18 protein-coding genes and 1 tRNA gene are annotated in these 17539 nt (G+C 66.4%); 11 read left to right on the forward strand and 8 right to left on the reverse strand.

Annotated features, from left to right (window positions below):
- The first annotated feature begins 30 nt into the window (after positions 1 to 30).
- Positions 31 to 672, forward strand: coding sequence for a response regulator transcription factor (locus tag KIT53_RS11750; RefSeq protein ID WP_297752518.1), 642 nt, complete (start codon positions 31 to 33; stop codon positions 670 to 672).
- Here the strand turns inward: KIT53_RS11750 and KIT53_RS11755 are convergent.
- Positions 653 to 2185, reverse strand: a complete 1533-nt coding sequence (locus KIT53_RS11755; protein ID WP_297752521.1) for a hypothetical protein — start codon at positions 2183 to 2185, stop codon at positions 653 to 655. The genes KIT53_RS11750 and KIT53_RS11755 overlap by 20 nt on opposite strands.
- 161 nt (positions 2186 to 2346) lie before the next feature.
- Positions 2347 to 3399: a UDP-N-acetylmuramate dehydrogenase gene (murB, locus tag KIT53_RS11760; protein ID WP_297752524.1), complete on the reverse strand. Its 1053-nt coding sequence runs from the start codon at positions 3397 to 3399 to the stop codon at positions 2347 to 2349.
- Between the two features lie 60 nt (positions 3400 to 3459).
- Here murB and KIT53_RS11765 point away from each other — a divergent pair, with 60 nt between their 5' ends.
- Genes KIT53_RS11765 through KIT53_RS11775 form a run of 3 tightly spaced genes read left to right on the forward strand, consistent with a single transcriptional unit; the run spans position 3460 to position 5553 of the window.
- The gene (locus KIT53_RS11765; protein ID WP_297752527.1) at positions 3460 to 4395 is read left to right on the forward strand and encodes a hypothetical protein; all 936 of its coding nucleotides are present in this window, start codon (positions 3460 to 3462) and stop codon (positions 4393 to 4395) included.
- 12 nt (positions 4396 to 4407) lie between these two features.
- Positions 4408 to 4899, forward strand: a complete 492-nt coding sequence (locus KIT53_RS11770; protein WP_297752529.1) for a YajQ family cyclic di-GMP-binding protein — start codon at positions 4408 to 4410, stop codon at positions 4897 to 4899.
- A complete protein-coding gene (locus tag KIT53_RS11775) occupies positions 4900 to 5553 on the forward strand; it encodes a TIGR02281 family clan AA aspartic protease (protein WP_297752532.1) in 654 nt (217 codons plus the stop codon).
- Between the two features lie 36 nt (positions 5554 to 5589).
- On the opposite strand, the gene KIT53_RS11780 is transcribed toward KIT53_RS11775, so the two are convergent.
- From KIT53_RS11780 to KIT53_RS11795, 4 genes are all read right to left on the reverse strand, one after another.
- Positions 5590 to 5952, reverse strand: coding sequence for a RidA family protein (locus tag KIT53_RS11780; RefSeq protein ID WP_297752535.1), 363 nt, complete (start codon positions 5950 to 5952; stop codon positions 5590 to 5592).
- Positions 5949 to 6578: a glycerol-3-phosphate 1-O-acyltransferase PlsY gene (plsY, locus tag KIT53_RS11785; RefSeq protein ID WP_297752538.1), complete on the reverse strand. Its 630-nt coding sequence runs from the start codon at positions 6576 to 6578 to the stop codon at positions 5949 to 5951. Before plsY ends, KIT53_RS11780 begins: the two co-directional genes overlap by 4 nt.
- A gap of 66 nt (positions 6579 to 6644) precedes the next feature.
- Entirely contained in the window at positions 6645 to 7136 is a 492-nt protein-coding gene (locus tag KIT53_RS11790; protein ID WP_297752541.1) for an aminoacyl-tRNA deacylase, read from the reverse strand.
- Between the two features lie 21 nt (positions 7137 to 7157).
- Positions 7158 to 8210, reverse strand: a complete 1053-nt coding sequence (locus tag KIT53_RS11795; protein WP_297752544.1) for an aldo/keto reductase — start codon at positions 8208 to 8210, stop codon at positions 7158 to 7160.
- Positions 8211 to 8342: 132 nt separating this feature from the next.
- On the opposite strand from KIT53_RS11795, the gene KIT53_RS11800 reads away from it, so the two are divergent.
- The 7 genes from KIT53_RS11800 to KIT53_RS11830 all read left to right on the forward strand — a co-directional run bounded on the left by KIT53_RS11800 (position 8343) and on the right by KIT53_RS11830 (position 15727).
- Positions 8343 to 9026, forward strand: coding sequence for an OmpA family protein (locus tag KIT53_RS11800; RefSeq protein ID WP_297752546.1), 684 nt, complete (start codon positions 8343 to 8345; stop codon positions 9024 to 9026).
- 131 nt (positions 9027 to 9157) lie between these two features.
- The gene (locus KIT53_RS11805) at positions 9158 to 10078 is read left to right on the forward strand and encodes an alpha/beta hydrolase (RefSeq protein WP_297752549.1); all 921 of its coding nucleotides are present in this window, start codon (positions 9158 to 9160) and stop codon (positions 10076 to 10078) included.
- Positions 10079 to 10147: 69 nt separating this feature from the next.
- On the forward strand, positions 10148 to 10687 hold the full coding sequence (locus KIT53_RS11810) for a hypothetical protein (RefSeq protein WP_297752551.1): 540 nt from the start codon (positions 10148 to 10150) through the stop codon (positions 10685 to 10687).
- Between the two features lie 83 nt (positions 10688 to 10770).
- Positions 10771 to 11875 (forward strand): peptide chain release factor 2 gene (gene prfB, locus KIT53_RS11815; RefSeq protein ID WP_297752554.1). Its coding sequence is split into 2 segments (ribosomal slippage): positions 10771 to 10851 and positions 10853 to 11875, totalling 1104 coding nucleotides; the frame shifts between segments, so codons are not numbered across the junction.
- 3 nt (positions 11876 to 11878) lie between these two features.
- Positions 11879 to 14575 (forward strand): aminopeptidase N, encoded by a 2697-nt coding sequence (pepN, locus tag KIT53_RS11820; RefSeq protein ID WP_297752557.1) that lies wholly within the window; start codon positions 11879 to 11881, stop codon positions 14573 to 14575.
- Positions 14576 to 14593: 18 nt separating this feature from the next.
- On the forward strand, positions 14594 to 15604 hold the full coding sequence (locus KIT53_RS11825; protein ID WP_297752560.1) for a class 1 fructose-bisphosphatase: 1011 nt from the start codon (positions 14594 to 14596) through the stop codon (positions 15602 to 15604).
- Between the two features lie 47 nt (positions 15605 to 15651).
- Positions 15652 to 15727: transfer RNA gene (locus KIT53_RS11830), tRNA-Thr, on the forward strand.
- A gap of 812 nt (positions 15728 to 16539) precedes the next feature.
- On the opposite strand, the gene KIT53_RS11835 is transcribed toward KIT53_RS11830, so the two are convergent.
- Both KIT53_RS11835 and KIT53_RS11840 read right to left on the reverse strand, forming a co-directional pair.
- A complete protein-coding gene (locus KIT53_RS11835; protein ID WP_297752563.1) occupies positions 16540 to 17070 on the reverse strand; it encodes a nuclear transport factor 2 family protein in 531 nt (176 codons plus the stop codon).
- Between the two features lie 53 nt (positions 17071 to 17123).
- Complete coding sequence (locus tag KIT53_RS11840; protein WP_297752566.1) at positions 17124 to 17504, reverse strand: hypothetical protein; 381 nt, start codon at positions 17502 to 17504, stop codon at positions 17124 to 17126.
- Positions 17505 to 17539: the final 35 nt, after the last annotated feature.

Here is a 17539-nt window from a genome sequence, read left to right on the forward strand (position 1 = left end):
CATACCTTGCACCGGTATCATCGGTTTCCCATGCAATCCGCCCTGATCCTAGAAGACCACCTCCACGCGCAGGATTGGCTGGCGCAGGCCCTCGCCGAGAGCTTCCATGGCATCGCCATCACACGGGCGGACACCTGCGCGCAGGCGCGCAGCCACCTGGCCCACATGCGGCCCGACATCGCCTTGATCGATCTGGAGTTGCCCGACGGCTCGGGAATCGACATCGTGGCAGACCTCGCGCAAACGCAGCCCGCATGCATGACGGTGGTGACCACCATCTTCGACGACGACGAGCACCTCTTTGCCTCGCTGCGCGCGGGTGCGCGGGGCTACCTGCTCAAGGACCAGACCGTGGCGGAACTGGTGGGGATGCTCCAGCGCATCGCACAAGGCCAGCCCCCGCTGTCTCCGGCCATCGCGCGCCGGCTGCTCGCGCAATTCCGCTCCACGGCGAGCACACCACCGCCGGTGGCACTGTCGGCGCGCGAATCCGAGGTGCTCGCGGTGATCGCGCAAGGGCACACGCTGCCCGAGGTAGCGCAACTGCTGGGGCTGTCGCGCCACACGGTCTCGGGCTACGTCAAGGACATCTACCGCAAGCTCAACATCAACTCGCGGGCCGAGGCCACCCTGGAGGCGGCCCGGCGCGGCCTCATTGGCGCACCGCGTTGACGGTGGTCACCCCGCCCGCCGCGCCCGCCAGCGTCAATGCGGCCTCGGTGAAGCTGGTGGGCGACTGCGACGTCGCCAGCTTGAGTGTGATGCCACCACCGGGCTGCGAACCGCCGATGAAGCGGCTGTTGAGCTTGAGCAGGATGTCGCCCGAGGGCTCCACGGCGATGAAGTCGTCCTGGCCATCCCATTGCGCGCTCATGTCCTGAGCCTGGCAGCTCACCGACGACAGCCCTTGCACCCGGATGCTGCCCCCGGCCGTGATGTCCACCAGCACCGGGTTGCCCGCACCGCACAACTGGGTCTGCTCGGTACCCGCATAGGTTCCGGCCAGTGTGGCGAACTGCGCGGGCACGGCGCCGCCATAGGCATGCACGCCGTTGCGGATGTCGTAGGTACCCACATGGCCCATCAGGTGCCCGGTCGGCAGGAAACTGACCTGCGCATAGGCCACGGGACTGACGCTGCTGTTGCCGGCGTCGTAGTAGTTGTAGACACCGAGTCGGCGCCCTCCACCCCCATAGCCGGTCGCGCTGTCCCACAGGTTGATGCACCGGCCGTCTGCGCAATTGCGGTCGGAGAGCGCCGGCGCGCTGCGCGAGACCAGCACGTTGCCACCTGCGTCCTTGAGGGTCACGGTCACCGCGCCGTCACCGCCCGTGTACGCCACAACCAGCTTGCCCGGCCCCGTCTGTGCCGCGTCGATGGCGTTGACGATGGCCACGTCGTATTCACCCGCCATGGTCTGCATGATGGCTTCGTCCGACGGGTTGCCGGAGAAATCAAAAGGCGCGGCCAGCGCGACGCTGCCACCGGCCGACGACCCCGGCCCCCCACCGCCGCCCTGCGACGGCAGGTTGCCGCCTTGCAGCGCCGCCAGCATCTGCTGCCAGTTGCCACCCGACTGCAGGTAGTTCGCCAGTTGCGACAGGAAGGGCGAGTTCGCCGCAGTGGGCGGCGTGGCCGGCGTGAGGCCGCTGCCCACGCCCACGATCTGCCCCACCAAGGTACCGAACTGGGCGTCGAACGCGGCGGCGCTGAACACGCCCGTGGTCGCGTTGAACGCCGCGGTGGTCAGTGGCGTGGCATAGGCCTGGACCGAGGCGCCCACGGCCGGCAAGGTGACCGCGGTCACCATGGTCTGGCCGGCGAGTGATGTCAGCGTGGCCCCACCACCGCAGGTACCTGCCGTCACCGGTTGCTCGTCCGAGCAGTAGCGCCCGCCACTGGCCTCGATGACCACGTCGCCACTGGAGCCGGCAGGCAGTGCCAGACGGTAGACACCATCGGCCTGCGTCACGTAGCACCCATTGACCACCTGCGCTCCGGAAAGGTCGATGCGTGCGCCCCTGGTGCCGCCGCTGACGGCGTACACGCAGACCGAAGCCCCTTCGACCGGTCCTTTCACCGCCGCTCCGGTGACCAGAGGACCATTGCTGCCCGCCCCGCCGCCGTCGCCTCCGCCGCCGCACGCCGCCAGAGTCCCCAGCAGGAGCACAGACCACCAACGCATGTTCCCTCGCATGTTGCTCCCCTTTCCATAGCATTGAAATGCCGAAGGGAAATCCCCCTCAAGGCATCGCCAGGAAGTTAGCAACGCACAGGCTGCGCGGGTACCCCGCATTTGCGGGCCACCCCCTCGAACACGGGGGCCATCGGTCCGCGACCGGCCTCTCAGACCACCACGGGCTCGGGTTCCAGCAGGATGCCGAAGCGTTCGTAGACGCTGGTCTGGATCGCCTTGGCCAGGGTCATCACCTCGCCACCGGTAGCACCGCCCCGGTTGACCAGCACCAGGGCCTGGCGCTCGTACACACCGGCATTGCCCACGCCGCGGCCTTTCCAGCCGCAGGCATCGATGAGCCAGCCCGCGGCCAGCTTGATGCTGCCGTCGGCCATCGGGTAGTGCACCACCTTGGGGTCGCGCGCGATGATGTCCGCGCACTGCTCGGGAGAGACCGTGGGGTTCTTGAAGAAACTGCCCGCGTTGCCGATCACCGCGGGGTCGGGCAGCTTGGCGCTGCGGATGGCGCAGATCCAGTCGAAGATCTTCCGGGCATCGGGCGCATGGATGCCGGTTTCGGCGGTCTTGCGCTCCAGGTCCGCGTACCCGAGCACAGGCTTCCAGGGCCGGGGAAGCCAGAAGCGCACGCGGGTGATGAGCGCACGTCCGGCCAGCCCCATGCCGCGCGCGTCCGAAGGGGCGTGCTTGAACACCGAGTCCCGGTAGCCGAACCCGCATTGCGCCGCGTCCAGCGTGAAGCGCTGTCCGGTCTGCAGGTCGATGGCATCGAGGCTGTGAAAACGGTCCTGCAACTCCACGCCATAGGCTCCGATGTTCTGCACCGGCGAGGCGCCAACAGTGCCGGGAATCAGCGCCAGGTTCTCCAGCCCCGGCCAGCCCTGTTCCAGCGTCCAACGCACGAAGCCGTGCCAGTTTTCTCCGGCACCAGCCTCCACCACCCACCCTCTGGCGGTCTCCTCGACCAGGCGACGCCCGGCGATCTCGACCTTGAGCACGAGCGCGCGCACATCACCGGTGATCACCAGGTTGCTGCCGCCACCCAACACGAAAGGCGGGGCTTCGCGCGTCAGCACCGGCCATGCACTGCCGGCCATGAGCGCACCAACGTCCGCCTCGTCGCGGACCCGGGCCAGATGCAGCGCGCGAGCGACGATGCCAAAGCTGTTGTAGGCCTGTAGAGGAACCTGGTTCTCGACTATCATCCTTCGATTGTCTCACCCGCCCGCGCTCGGACCGGGCGCCAAGCCCCCCTTCGTCTGTCCATGAATTCCGCCGCCGACAGGCCCGCCAGCAGGCCCGCCCAAGACCCCACCTGGCAATGCGTGCTGGTGTGCTGGGGCACCAAATACCCGGTGACGCTGATCAACCACCTCATCGAGCGCATCACGGCGCACAGCCGCAGCGTGCCACGCTTCGTGCTCATCTGCGACGAACCCAAGGCCGGCCTGCTCCCCCATGTGCAGACCCGGCTATTCCCGCCCTTCTACATGCAGAAGCCCTTCAAGTCGGTGGGCTGCCAGGCCAAGCTGGCCATGTTCGAGGAAGGCGTGCTGCCGCAGGACCTGCCTGTGGTCTACATCGATCTGGACACCGTCATCATGGGAGACATGGGCGAGGCCGTGGGATTCATGAAAGACCAGGACACGGTGCTGATGCTGCAAAGCGCCATCATTCCCTTCGGCCGCATCGGCCGTGCCATATGGCGCGCGACCAAGGGCCGAAAATACGCCAGGGGCAACTCCTCGGTGGTGGTCTTCCATCCGGCGCGCTGCACCTACATCGCACGGCGCTTCCGAGAGCTCTACGAACGCCACCCCGACTTCGGCTTCCGCCCCATGGTGGCCGACGAACGCTTCATCAGCTGGGCCGCGCAACCGCACATGGAGCGCATCCCGAAATCCTTCGCGGTAAAGTTCCCCAACGAGTTCATGTTTCACCTGCCCGCGTGGCTCTACATCAAGGCCCTCTTTCCCTGGGTGCGCGCGCGGCGCGAGAAGCTGGCGGCCATCACGCTGTGCGGGCTGGACATCAAGCCCGAGAAGCTGCTGGCCCTGCGCGATGCCGAAGTGATCGCCGACAACAAGGACCGCAAGCTGGTCTGGAGCGCACGCGTCATGGGCAGCTCCAAGCAGAAGATCATCGACTTCTACCGGGACATCATCTCCCTGTCTTCTTCCTCCTCCTCTTCTTCTTCCTGATCCGAGAACGCCATGCCTTCTTTTGACACCGTCCTTGAAGCCAATTTCGTGGAAGTAAAGAACGCCATCGACCAGGTTGCGCGCGAGATCGGTACGCGCTTCGACTTCAAGGGCACGAGCGCGGCCATCGAGTTCAAGGAGAAAGAGAAGGAAATCGTGCTGCACGGCGATGCCGACTTCCAGCTCCAGCAGATCGACGACGTGCTGCGCGGCAAGCTCGCCAAGCGTGGCGTGGACGTGCGCTTCCTCGAAGCCGGCAAGGTCGAGAAGGCGGGTGGCGACAAGGTCAGACAAGCCATCAAGGTCAAGAACGGCGTCAGCACCGAGGACGGCAAGAAGGTCCAGCAGATTCTCAAGGGCAGCAAGCTCAAGGTGCAGGGCGCCATCCAGGGTGATGCGGTGCGCGTGAGCGGCGCCAAGCGCGACGACCTGCAGGCGGCCATGGCACTGATCCGCAGCGAGCTCAAGGACCTGCCGCTGTCCTTCAACAATTTTCGCGACTAGATGCGTATCTCGCCCGCTGTCGCGTTGCTGGGCTTAGCGGGCCTGGCGCTGCCAGCGCTGGCGCAGCAGGTCACGCTCTCGGGCCTGTCCAACGGACGGGCGCTGCTGGTCATCGACGGCGGGGCACCGCGCTTTCTCACGCCAGGGCAGCTCCACCAGGGTGTGCGCCTGCTCAGTGCGCAGGGCGAAGTGGCTGTGATCGAGGTCAATGGCCAGCGGCAAACCTTGCGCGTGGGCGATGCTCCGGTCAGCGTGGGCCGCGGCAAGACCGATGCAGAGGCAGGCCCGCAGCGCATCGTGATGACCGCCGATGCACAGGGTCACTTCATGCCACCAGGCCAGATCAATGGCCGGGAGGTGCAGTTCATGGTCGACACCGGCGCCACGCTGGTGATCCTCAGCGAGTCGGACGCGCGCCGCATCAACCTGGCCTTTGACAAAGGTCGCAAGGTCAAGGTCAGCACGGCCAACGGCGCGGTGGCGGGTTACGAGGTCAGACTGGCCAGCATCAAGGTCGGCGAGGCCATGGTGTACGACGTGCCCGGCCTGGTGCTGCCTCAAGCCATGCCCTTCGTGCTGCTGGGCAACAGCTTCCTCACGCGCTTCCAGATGCAACGCAACAACGACCAGCTCACGCTGGAACGGCGCTACTGACGACGCGGCCAAGCCCTGTGAGGCCGGGCACCAACCCTACAGGGTCGCGGCGGTGACGACGATCTCGATGCGGTAGTGGGACTGCGCCAGCGCCGCCTGCACGGTGGCACGCGGCGGCGCGGCGCCGGGCACCACCCAGGCATCCCACACCTCGTTCATGACCCCGATCTCGCCGATGTCGGCCAGATAGATCTGTGCACGCAGGATGCGGGACTTGTCGCTGCCGGCCTCGCGCAGGCGCTGTTGCACCTGCTCCAGCACATCCTCCGTCTGGCCCCGGATGTCGGCATCGCCCCGCTCGGGCACCATGCCGGCCAGGTAGACCACGCCGCCGAACACCGCGGCCTCGCTGTAGCGCGCGGCCATGCCGATGCGTTGAATGGGTCGGGGTTCGTTCATGGCTTTTTCGCTCCCAGCTTGCTTTCCTTGCCTGCGATCAGGCGGTTGATGTTCTCCGCATGCCGCCATACCAGCAGCAGCGCCATGACCGTGAGGCTGATCACCTGCACGCCGGGAGCATCCCACGCCACGCCCTTCCCGAGCAGGAAATAGGCGGGCGCAAACACCGCGGTGACGATCGACGCGAGCGAGGAATAGCGGAAGAAGAAAGCGATGATCGCCCAGGTCGCTAGCGAGGCCAGGCCCAGCCAGGGCTGAAGGCCCACGATCACGCCGGCTGCGGTGGCCACCCCTTTGCCGCCCTGGAAGCGGAAGAAGACAGGGTAGAGATGGCCCAGGAAAGCCGCCAGCCCGACCAGCGCCACTGTGCCATCGCCCAGGCCCCACGCCTCGCCCCAGCCCTTCACGACCACCACCGGCACCCAGCCCTTGAGCGCATCCAGCAGGAGTGTGACGATGGCCGCCGCTTTGCTGCCCGAGCGCAGCACGTTGGTGGCACCCGGGTTCTTGCTGCCGTAGGTTCGTGGATCGGCCAGACCCATGGTGCGGCTGACCAGGACAGCGAAGGACAGCGAGCCGATCAGGTAGGCCGCCAGCGTGGCCAGCAGTGGGTAAGTCATTGCCATGGGAATATCCTCGGTTCGGTCTTCATTCTCGTGACGACGCGGCACCTCGCGGTGGGTCGTGGCGTTTCATTCTGCCAGCGCGCAGTCCACCGCCGCCGCGCCCAGCGGGCCTGTCAGCACCGAGGGTTCGATGCCCACCAGATAGCCCCGGCGGCCGCCGTTGATCCAGATGCGCGGCAAGACCAGCACACTGGACTGCACGTAGACCGGCATGGCACGGCGGAGCCCGAACGGCGAGGTGCCGCCCACGAGGTAGCCGCTGTGGCGGTTGGCCACCTCGGGCTTGCAGGGCTCAACGGCCTTGGCGCCGATCTGGCGCGCCAGGTTCTTGGTCGACACCGTGCGGTTGCCGTGCATGAGCACCGCCAGCGGTCGCGCGGTCTCGTCCTGCATGATCAGGGTCTTGACCACCGCGAACGGGTCCAGGCCCAGCACCTGCGCGCTGTGCAGCGCGCCACCGTGCTCCAGGTACTCGTAGGGATGCTCGCTGAACGCCACGCCATGCGCCTTGAGCCAGGCGGTGGCGGGGGTTTCGCTGACGTGCGGCTTCTTGGCCAAGTTCCGTGTGTCTGTGCGTGCCTACTGGGCGGGATCGCGTGCACCCTGGCGAATCGCGTCGATCGCGGCCAGCAGTTCGGGCGACAGCGTGGTGCCCCAGGCGTCCAGGCATTCATCGAGCTGGGCCTGAGTCGTCACACCGATGATGGTGCTGGCCACGCGCCAGTTGGCGTAGCAGAAGGCCAGTGCCATGCGCGTGGGCGTGAGCCCGTGTTCGCTCGCCAGCGCGTTGTAGCGGCGCGCGGCATCCAGCGCCTCGGGCCGGCCCCAGCGCTGCTTGCGCATGGACTCGAACAGGGCCAGGCGCCCGGCGTCCCCGACCAGGCCGCTCTGGTCATACTTGCCGCTGAGCAGGCCGAAGCCCAGCGGCGAATACGCCAGCAGCGACACCCCCAGGCGATGGCAGGTCTCGTCCAACCCGTTCTCATAACTCCGGTTGATCAGGCAGTACGGGTTCTGCACCGTGGCCACGCGCGGCAGGCCCAGTTGCTCCGCGACACGGACGAACTCGTGCACGCCGTAAGGTGTCTCGTTGGACAAGCCGATGGCCCGCACCTTGCCCGCGCGCACCAACTCGGCCATGGCTTCCAGTTGCTCCTGGACGGACGCGCAGTCGCGGTCCTTGGAGGGGTCGAACGCGGTGGCACCGAACATGGGCACATTGCGCGCCGGCCAATGGATCTGATAGAGGTCGATGGTGTCCGTCTGCAAGCGGCGCAGGCTCTTCTCGCAAGCCTGGACGATCTCGGCCCGGGTCAGGCCCGCCACTTCCCCACGGATCCAGGGCATGCCCCGCGAAGGGCCGGCCACCTTGGTGGCCAGCACCAGCTTCTGACGCAGGCCAGGGCGCTGGGCGAACCAGTTGCCAAGGATGGTCTCGGTAGCGCCGTAGGTTTCGGCACGCGCGGGCACCGAGTACATCTCGGCGGTGTCCAGGAAATTCAGGCCGCGCTCGACCGCACGGTCCAGGATGCGGTGCGCCGAAGCCTCATCGACCTGCTGGCCAAACGTCATGGTGCCCATGCAGATCGGTGTGACCTGCAACCCGCTGCCACCCAGAGAAACAGTGTTCATGAAAGTTTTTGTAAAGTCGGTCAATTCCTACAGGCACGCCCTGCAGACAGGGTGTAAGTTTAGGGCCTCGGCGATCACCGCCGAAAGCACGGACGACCGGCCGTGACCCTCAATAACGCAGTGGAGAAAACCATGAATTCGAACAGCAACCGTCTCACCCGTGCCCTCACCTTCACCACCCTGGCCGCAGCCATCGCCCTGGCCGGCTGCGCCAACATGAGCGAAACCCAGTCCGACTCGGCCAAGGGCGCAGGCATAGGCGCCGTGGCGGGTGCGGTGCTGGGCGGCCTCACCGGCGGCTCCAAGGGCGCTACAAAGGGCGCCGTCATCGGCGCCGGCGCGGGCGCGCTGGGCGGCTACATCTGGTCGACGCGCATGCAGGAGCAGAAGCGCGCGATGGAACAAGCCACCCAGGGTACGGGCATTGGCGTGAGCCAGACGGCGGACAACCGCCTCAAGCTCGACATTCCGGCCGATGCGGGATTCGCCACCGGCCGCTCCGCCATCAATCCCGCCCTGGGCGGTGTGCTCAACCAATTCGCCACCACGCTGCAGAGCAACCAGGTGACGCAGGTGGCCATCATCGGCCACACCGACAGCACCGGCAGCGACGCCATCAACAACCCGCTGTCCTTCGACCGCGCGAACGCCACCCGCGACTACCTCGTGGCGCGCGGCGTGTCCCCGGCGCGCTTTACCACCGATGGGCGCGGCTCGCGCGAACCGGTGGCCGACAACGGCACCCCCGCCGGCCGCGCGGCCAACCGCCGCGTGGAGATCTACGTGGCAGAGCCCGCGCAGACCGCCGCACGCTGAACCCGCTCCCCTGCGAGAGCCACAAGGCCCGGCTTTGCCGGGCCTTGTGCTTTGCGCGCCATGCGCGGCACTTGTCCCGGGCTTGACTGGCCTGACGGCTTGTCGCGCTCGTGTTCTTTATGATCCATTGGATGTACCAAGCCCGCCGCCTCTCCCACAGCGAGTTCGTCCCGGTCCGCCAGCTCAACTACCACCTGCGTACTTGGGGACGGCGCGAGGCAGGCCAGACACCGCTGGTTCTGGTGCATGGCTGGATGGACGTGTCAGCGTCCTGGCAGTTCATGGTGGACGCCATGCGCACCGAGCGCTGGATCATCGCGCCAGATTGGCGAGGCTATGGCCACACGCGCAGCGAAGGCCCCGCCCCCGACGCCTATTGGTTCCCCGACTACCTGGCAGACCTGGACATCCTTCTCGACCGCGTGGTGGGCGACCAGCCCGTGGATCTGGTGGGACACAGCATGGGCGGCAACCTGTCCATGATGTACGCAGGTGTGCGGCCCCAGCGCATCCGCCGCCTGGTCAACCTCGAAGGCTTCGGCATGCCAAAAACGCGGGCCGCGCAGGCACCGGGCCGCTACGCACAATGGATCGACGAGATCAAGGCTCTGCACCGGGGCGAAAGCGACCTCAAGCGCTACGCGTCCGCCGAAGGCGTGGCCGAACGCCTGATGAAGACCAACCCCCGCCTGCCCCGGGACAAGGCCGACTGGCTGGCACGCCAATGGGCGGCGCCGAACGCGGACGGCGAATGGGCCATCCTTGGCGATGCGGCGCACAAGGTGATCAGCGCACAGCTGTTCCGCGTCGATGAAGCACTGGAGCTCTACCGCCGCATCAGTGCGCCGGTGCTCGTGGTGACGGCGAGCGACGACAGCCTGGGCCTGTGGTGGAAGGGCAAGTACACACTCGCGCAGTTCGAGGAGCGTCTGCAGTCCGTGCCGCGGCTGCGCCAGGCCCTGGTCCAGGATGCGGGCCACATGATGCACCACGACCAGCCCGGCGAACTGGCCAGGCTCGTCGAAGACTTCCTTGCCGCCCCCAACGAGTAGGCGCGAGAACCCCGCGCTGCCTACGGGTTGTTGCAGGGCCCGCACCCGTGCCGGGCATACTGGACCGCCATGCACAAGAACAAGCACCCCTCGATCACCCTCGCCCTGTGGGCGTCCATGCTCTGCGGCGCCGGCTGGTCCGTGTCCAGCCACGCGATGGATCTGCGGCCCTGTCCGGGGATCGAGCAGCCCGCAGCCGGTTCCGAACCACGCTACGAGACCTTCTTTTCACCCTACACCCACCACTGGACTTACTCGGAAGAGCACCGCCCCGTCTATGCACTGAGCCTGACCCGGCTGCTGCCCGACAACCGCTTCTGCGGATTCAGCCTGTTCAACAATTCATTTGGCCAGCCCTCGGCCTATGCCTACATAGGCAAGTCCTGGCCCGGCCTCTTCCCGGAACAGCCCCGCATCTACGTGTCCGCCAGCGCCGGCATCATCTATGGCTACGTGGGCCAGTACAAGGACAAGGTACCGCTCAACTTCGGCGGCTTCTCCCCGGTGATCATTCCCGCGGTCGGCTACCGGCTCTCGCCACGCGCAGCGCTGGAAGTCCAGTTGCTGGGCACGGCCGCCTTCATGGTCGGCGCCACCTGGCGCTTCTGAGGCCACGCCCAGCCCGGCGGGCCCGCAGCGGGCCGCGCCCATGAGAAAATTGCGGTTTTGACCCGATTCGCAGGAAAAGAACCATGGACGCCGAACGCACCAACACCATCCGCAGCCAGCTCGAGGACCTGACCTCCCGGGTGGCCGAGCTCCGGAGGTATCTTTGACTACGATGCCAAGGCCCAGAAACTGAAGGAGGTCGAGTCGGCGCTGGAAGACCCCACCGTCTGGAACGACCCCAAGCGGGCCCAGGATCTGGGCCGCGAGAAAAAGTCCCTGGAAGACATCGTTCTGGTTCTGGACCGGCTGTCCAGCGAACTGGCCGACAACACCGAGCTGTTCGAGATGTCCAGCGAGGACGGCGATGAGGCCGGCCTGCTCACCATCGAGGCCGAAGCCGCCAAGGTCGCTGTCGAAGTGGAGAAGCTGGAATTCCGCCGGATGTTCAACAACCCGGCCGATCCGCTGAACTGCTTTGTCGACATCCAGGCCGGCGCGGGCGGCACCGAAGCCTGCGACTGGGCCAGCATGCTGTTGCGCCAGTACCTGCGCTACGCCGAACGCAAGGGATTCAAGACCACCATCGAGGACGAGACCGAGGGCGACACCGCCGGCATCAAGAGCGCCACCGTCAAGGTCGAGGGCGAATACGCCTACGGCCTGCTGCGCACCGAGACCGGGGTACACCGCTTGGTGCGCAAGAGCCCGTTCGACTCCTCCGGCGGGCGCCATACGTCCTTCGCCTCGATCTTCGTCTACCCCGAGATCGACGACTCGATCGAGATCGAGATCAACCCCGCCGACGTGCGCGTGGACACCTACCGCGCCAGCGGCGCGGGCGGCCAGCACATCAACAAGACCGACTCGGCCGTGCGCCTCACGCACATCCCCACCGGCATCGTGGTGCAGTGCCAGGACGGCCGCAGCCAGCACAGCAACCGCGACGTGGCGTGGAAGCGCCTGCGTTCGCGTCTCTACGACCACGAGCTGCGCAAGCGCCAGGAAGAACAGCAGAAGCTGGAAGACAGCAAGACCGATGTGGGCTGGGGCCACCAGATCCGCTCCTACGTGCTGGACAACAGCCGCATCAAGGACCTGCGCACCAACGTCGAGATATCCGCCACGCAGAAGGTGCTGGATGGCGATCTCGATCCCTTCATTGAAGCTTCCCTCAAACAAGGGGTCTGACCCATGAGTTCATTGCGTGAAGGCCCCGCCACCGTGATTCGCCGCGAAGACTATGCACCGCCGGCCTATTGGATCGAAACCGTCGACCTCTGCTTCGACCTGGACCCGGCCAAGACGCGCGTGCTCAACAAGATGCGCCTGCGCCGCAACCCGGACGCAACCGCCCAGGCGCTGCGGCTCGACGGCGAAGACCTGAACCTGGCGCGCGTGCTGGTCAACGGTGCGGGCTGCTCTTTCAAGATCGAGGGTACGCAGCTCGTGCTGGAGAACCTCCCGGAGGGCCCTGAGCCCTTCGACCTGGAGATCTTCACCACCTGCGTGCCTGAGAAGAACACCCAGCTCATGGGCCTCTACGTGAGCCAGGGCACCTTCTTCACGCAATGCGAGGCCGAGGGCTTCCGCCGCATCACTTACTTCCTGGACCGCCCGGACGTGATGGCGAGCTACACCGTCACCCTGCGCGCCGACAAGGCCCGCTACCCGGTGCTGCTGTCCAACGGCAACCTGGTGGAGGAAGGCACGCTGCCCGAGGGCCGCCATTTCGCCAAGTGGGTCGACCCGCACAAGAAGCCCTGCTACCTGTTCGCGCTTGTCGCAGGCCAGTTGGTCGCGCGCGAGCAGCGCATCACGTCGCGCAGCGGCACGGATCACCTGCTGCAGGTGTACGTGCGTCCAGGGGACATGGACAAGACCGAGCATGCGATGAACTCGCTCATCGCCAGCGTGGCCTGGGATGAGGCCCGCTTCGGCCTGCCGCTGGACCTGGAGCGCTTCATGATCGTGGCCACCGCCGACTTCAACATGGGGGCGATGGAGAACAAGGGCCTCAACATCTTCAACACGAAGTACGTGCTGGCCAACAGCGCCACCGCGACCGACACCGACTTCGCCAACATCGAGTCGGTGGTGGGGCATGAGTACTTCCACAACTGGACCGGCAACCGCGTCACCTGCCGGGATTGGTTCCAGCTCAGCCTCAAGGAAGGGTTGACGGTCTTCCGCGACCAGGAATTCAGCATGGACCTGTGCGCCGAACCCTCGGCGCGCGCGGTCAAGCGCATCGAGGACGTGCGCGTGCTGCGCACCGCGCAGTTCCCCGAGGACGCAGGCCCCATGGCCCATCCGGTGCGGCCCGACAGCTACGCCGAGATCAACAACTTCTACACCGTCACGGTCTACGAGAAAGGCGCCGAGGTCGTGCGCATGATGCAGACCCTGGTGGGCCGCGAAGGTTTCGCGCGCGGCATGAAGCTGTATTTCCAGCGCCACGACGGCCATGCCGTCACCTGCGACGACTTCGCCCAGGCTGTCGCCGACGCCAATCCCGGGTCCGAACTCGCGCGCCTGCTGCCGCAATTCAAGCGCTGGTACAGCCAGGCCGGCACGCCGCATGTGCACGCCGAAGGCCGGTACGACGCGCAGGCCCGCAGCTACACCCTCACACTCACGCAAAGCTGCGCACCCACACCAGGACAGGCCCACAAGGAGCCGTTCGTGATTCCGGTCGCGCTCGGGCTCATCGACGCACACGGGCGCGAGTTGCCGCTGCAACTGGCCCACTGGGGACAACCGGAAAGTGGCACCCGCACCTTCGTGCTCACGCAGCCCAGCGAGAGCTTCACCTTCGTGAACCTCGATGCCGAGCCCGTGCCTTCGATGCTGCGCGGCTTCTCCGCACCGGTGGTGCTGGATTTTGACTACACCGATGCCCAGCTCCTGACGCTGCTGGCGCACGACACCGACCCCTTCAACCGCTGGGAGGCGGGCCAGCGCCTCGCCCTGCGCCGGGCGCTCAACGCCATCCAGGCCGAAGGCCCCGCACCCGACGCCCCGCTCGATGGTGCCTTCATCGGGGCCATGCGCGACGTGCTGCGCCACCACAGCCTGGACGCGGCCTTCAAGGAGCTCGTGCTCACCCTGCCCGGCGAGACCTACATCGCCGAACAACTGGCCGAGGTCGATCCGCAGCGCGTGCACGCGGTGCGTGAGGCCATGCGCGCGCAGCTCGCCAGCGCCCTGCGCGACGACTGGGCCTGGGCTTTCGAGCACCACAAGGACAACGGCGCCTACCGCCCCGACCCGGTGAGCACCGGCCGCCGCGCCCTGGCCGGCCTGTCCCTGTCCATGCTGTGCCTGGCCTGGCGCCACGACGCGCGGCTGGACTGGCCCGAGCGCGCCTGGCTGCACTTCCAGCGCGCCGGCAACATGACCGACCGCTTCAACGCCCTCGCCGCCCTGGTGGGCAGTGAGCACCCGCTGGCGCGCACCGCGCTGGAACGCTTCCACAGCCTGTTCCGCCACGAGGCCCTGGTGATCGACAAATGGTTCGCCCTGCAGGCCGGCGCGAGCGACCGCGGTGGCCACATCCTGCCCGCGGTGCGCCAGTTGCTGGCCCATCCGGACTTCAACCTGCGCAACCCCAACCGGGCGCGCAGCGTGATCTTCAGCTACTGCAGCGCCAACCCGGGTGCCTTCCACCGCAGCGACGCCGCCGGCTACCGGTTCTGGAGCGAGCGCGTGATCGAACTCGATGCCTTCAACCCGCAGGTGGCAGCCCGCCTCGCCCGTGCACTCGACCGCTGGAAAAAGCTGGCCGAGCCCTACCGCAGCGCCGCGCGCGAAGCCATCGCCCGCGTCGCGGCCAAGCCCGACCTGAGCAACGACGTGCGCGAGGTGGTCACCCGCGCACTGGCCGACTGACCCGACGACCACACCACCATGAGCACCAAACGCATCTCCCTCACCCGCTACCTCGTCGAACAGCAGCGCGACCACGGTCACATCCCCTCGCAGCTTCGCCTGCTGCTTGAAGTGGTGGCACGCGCCTGCAAGAGCATCAGCCAGGCTGTCAACAAGGGTGACCTCGGCGGCGTGCTCGGCTCGGCCAGCTCCGAGAACGTGCAAGGCGAGGTGCAGAAGCAGCTCGACATCATCGCCAACGAGGTGCTGATCGAAGCCAACGAATGGGGTGGCCACCTCGCCGCCATGGCCAGCGAGGAAATGGAAGGCATCTACGTGGTGCCCAACCGCTACCCGCAGGGCGAGTACCTGCTGCTGTTCGATCCGCTGGACGGTTCATCCAACATCGACGTGAACGTCAGCATCGGCACCATCTTCAGCGTGCTGCGCATGCCCGAGGACGACCGCGGCGTCGACGTGGGCGACTTCCTGCAAGCCGGCCACCGCCAGGTGGCCGCCGGCTACTGCGTCTACGGCCCGCAGACCACCCTGGTGCTCACTGTCGGCGACGGCGTGGCCATGTTCACGCTGGACCGCGAGCAAGGCTCCTTCGTGCTCACCCGCGAGAACGTGCAGATCCCGGAGGACACCAAGGAATTCGCCATCAACATGAGCAACATGCGCCACTGGGACGCGCCCGTGAAGCGCTATGTGGACGAATGCCTGGCCGGCAAGGAAGGGCCGCGCGGCAAGGACTTCAACATGCGCTGGATCGCCAGCATGGTGGCCGACGTGCACCGCATCCTGACGCGCGGCGGCATCTTCATGTACCCCTGGGACAAGCGCGAACCCGAAAAGCCCGGCAAGCTGCGCCTGATGTACGAGGCCAACCCCATGGGCTGGCTGGTCGAGCAGGCCGGCGGCGCCGCCACCAACGGCCGCCAGCGCATCCTGGACATCCAGCCCACCAGGCTGCACGAGCGCGTGAGCGTGATCCTGGGCTCGAAGAACGAGGTCGAGCGCGTCACGCGCTACCACCTGGAGGACTGAGTTCCGGCACCAGCCCCGCCGGGCAGGACGCTATAATGCCGAGCTTCGCCGGTGTAGCTCAGTTGGTAGAGCAGCTCATTCGTAATGAGAAGGTCGGGGGTTCGACTCCTCTCTCCGGCACCAAGTTGGTAAAAGAAACCCCGCTACTCAAAAAGTGGCGGGGTTTTTCTTTTCAGGCCCGTGTAGCCACCTGAACTGGGCGTCCAGCACACAACCCCAATGGAGGTGCACGCCGCCAGGCCGCGCAAACACTCAACCTGCCGCAACAGGGTCATGCAGTTCCGCCTCGCCACCCTGCCCCTCTACTCGACCGACAATCGGCAAACGAGCTTCATGAAACACCAGTGTGAACCGGCGGTTGCACTATGGCGTTGACCATAGTGCGCTAAAGCAAAAGCTGTATGGGTCGATTCAGGAGCTTGTCGATGAGTGATGGAGCAGCAAGGCGTCATGCACAACGGGCGCAATCGTGCCCTCGGAAATCCCCCGTCTCTTCGCGCGATCTGACTTCAGCCAGTCTTGGAGCAACTTCGCGCCCTTCGACGAGTTACACCCGACACAGCAGAGCGCGATGTTATCGGCAGTGCAGAGGCGTAGGTCGTTGACGATGTGCTCCCATGATCGCTTGGTGCGCCTTTCTTCACCAAAGCCCACGCCGCAGTACACGCATACCGTGTCCCGAATCAGCACCAGTGTTTCAACGTCCTTTGGAATACCCCATCTGTTACCCATGACGCTCCTATCAGACCTCTGGATAGGCGTCCGTGACGGCTATCCAGAGGCAGTATGCATATCAATCCACGGGCAACCACTTAGCTTCAGTCACTCGATGCCGTGATGCATCTCTCCAACACCAGAACATCAAAAGCCCTGTGGCGTCACACGTCGCAAGGCCTTTTGCCTGGGTGAGTCTTGGCGGGGGCCGCCGCCACCCCTCAAAGCCAGTCGGCAGACGCCTTCAAGGCACCAGGCCGGCACGGCGGAGCGTCGGCGGGCACGCCGTCGAGCCGCAGCCGGGTGAGCCGCACGGACGCGATGAGCCATTGGTCGCCACTGCGGCGGTACGCCTCCTCGTAGTGGCCGTAGCCGCGAAAGCCGCGGAAGCCGGTCCATTCGGCGGCCACGTGTTCGAGGCCTTGCCATTCCACGAAGTCCTCCATGGCCCAGATGCCGCGTGCCTCGCGGTCCGAGCTCAGCACGATCTCGGGCGTGTGGCAGTGGTGGACGGAGATCGTGTGGGCATGGCGCACGCGCACGAAGCTGACGAAGGCGTCGGCTTCGGCACCGGCCGGCAGGTAGTTGCCCATGCCGTCGAAGCGGCAATCGTCGGTGAAGACGGCGCGCAGGTCGTCCCACCGCTTGGTGTCGATGAGTCGGCAGTACCGGGCCTTGAGCTGGCGGATCTGTTCGAGGTGGATGAGGTCCGCGGTGGTCAGCGGACGGGCGTTGGCGCGGTCTTGGGACATGGGCGCATTATCGGCCCAAAGGTTGGATGTTCGGTCCAATCCAGGGCGCGAACTCAGACATCCGGACAACCGGCCAGGGCCTCGCTCAAGGGTGGAACTGCACCCGGGTGGGACTCGAACCCGAAGGGCTGGAACCAGGCGCGCTGGAGGTCCAGCTGGCGTTTGGCGTGGTCCAGAACGATGCGCTCCATGCCCTGGATGCTCGCAGCACGGCCAGCGGCGTAGCGCTCGGCCATGAGCGCGCTGATGGCGGCAGCGATGTCGCTGGCCAGTGACTGGCGTTCGCTGACGGCGGGCCCCGGGCGGGCCAGATGGGCCTGGCCTTTGCGCACCAGCCCGCCCAAGGCCCGGGCCGCAGGCGAATGCGCGTCCCCGGCCTCGTTCACAACGGCCTCGCCGAAGGCCACGTTGAGCTCCAGCTCGCGCCAATCCATCCAGTTCCCGGCTGAGCAGCGAGGCACGCAGGTGG

Source organism: Hydrogenophaga sp., assembly GCF_026125785.1.
Taxonomy (GTDB): domain Bacteria; phylum Pseudomonadota; class Gammaproteobacteria; order Burkholderiales; family Burkholderiaceae_C; genus Hydrogenophaga.

Coding starts and splice junctions, on each gene's coding strand:
- KIT53_RS11750 (WP_297752518.1), top strand. CDS start 31: ATGCAATCCGCCCTGATCCTAGAAGACCACCTCCACGCGCAGGATTGG.
- KIT53_RS11755 (WP_297752521.1), bottom strand. CDS start 2,185: ATGCGTTGGTGGTCTGTGCTCCTGCTGGGGACTCTGGCGGCGTGCGGC.
- murB (WP_297752524.1), bottom strand. CDS start 3,399: ATGATAGTCGAGAACCAGGTTCCTCTACAGGCCTACAACAGCTTTGGC.
- KIT53_RS11765 (WP_297752527.1), top strand. CDS start 3,460: ATGAATTCCGCCGCCGACAGGCCCGCCAGCAGGCCCGCCCAAGACCCC.
- KIT53_RS11770 (WP_297752529.1), top strand. CDS start 4,408: ATGCCTTCTTTTGACACCGTCCTTGAAGCCAATTTCGTGGAAGTAAAG.
- KIT53_RS11775 (WP_297752532.1), top strand. CDS start 4,900: ATGCGTATCTCGCCCGCTGTCGCGTTGCTGGGCTTAGCGGGCCTGGCG.
- KIT53_RS11780 (WP_297752535.1), bottom strand. CDS start 5,952: ATGAACGAACCCCGACCCATTCAACGCATCGGCATGGCCGCGCGCTAC.
- plsY (WP_297752538.1), bottom strand. CDS start 6,578: ATGGCAATGACTTACCCACTGCTGGCCACGCTGGCGGCCTACCTGATC.
- KIT53_RS11795 (WP_297752544.1), bottom strand. CDS start 8,210: ATGAACACTGTTTCTCTGGGTGGCAGCGGGTTGCAGGTCACACCGATC.
- KIT53_RS11800 (WP_297752546.1), top strand. CDS start 8,343: ATGAATTCGAACAGCAACCGTCTCACCCGTGCCCTCACCTTCACCACC.
- KIT53_RS11805 (WP_297752549.1), top strand. CDS start 9,158: ATGTACCAAGCCCGCCGCCTCTCCCACAGCGAGTTCGTCCCGGTCCGC.
- KIT53_RS11810 (WP_297752551.1), top strand. CDS start 10,148: ATGCACAAGAACAAGCACCCCTCGATCACCCTCGCCCTGTGGGCGTCC.
- pepN (WP_297752557.1), top strand. CDS start 11,879: ATGAGTTCATTGCGTGAAGGCCCCGCCACCGTGATTCGCCGCGAAGAC.
- KIT53_RS11825 (WP_297752560.1), top strand. CDS start 14,594: ATGAGCACCAAACGCATCTCCCTCACCCGCTACCTCGTCGAACAGCAG.
- KIT53_RS11835 (WP_297752563.1), bottom strand. CDS start 17,070: ATGTCCCAAGACCGCGCCAACGCCCGTCCGCTGACCACCGCGGACCTC.
- KIT53_RS11840 (WP_297752566.1), bottom strand. CDS start 17,504: ATGGATTGGCGCGAGCTGGAGCTCAACGTGGCCTTCGGCGAGGCCGTT.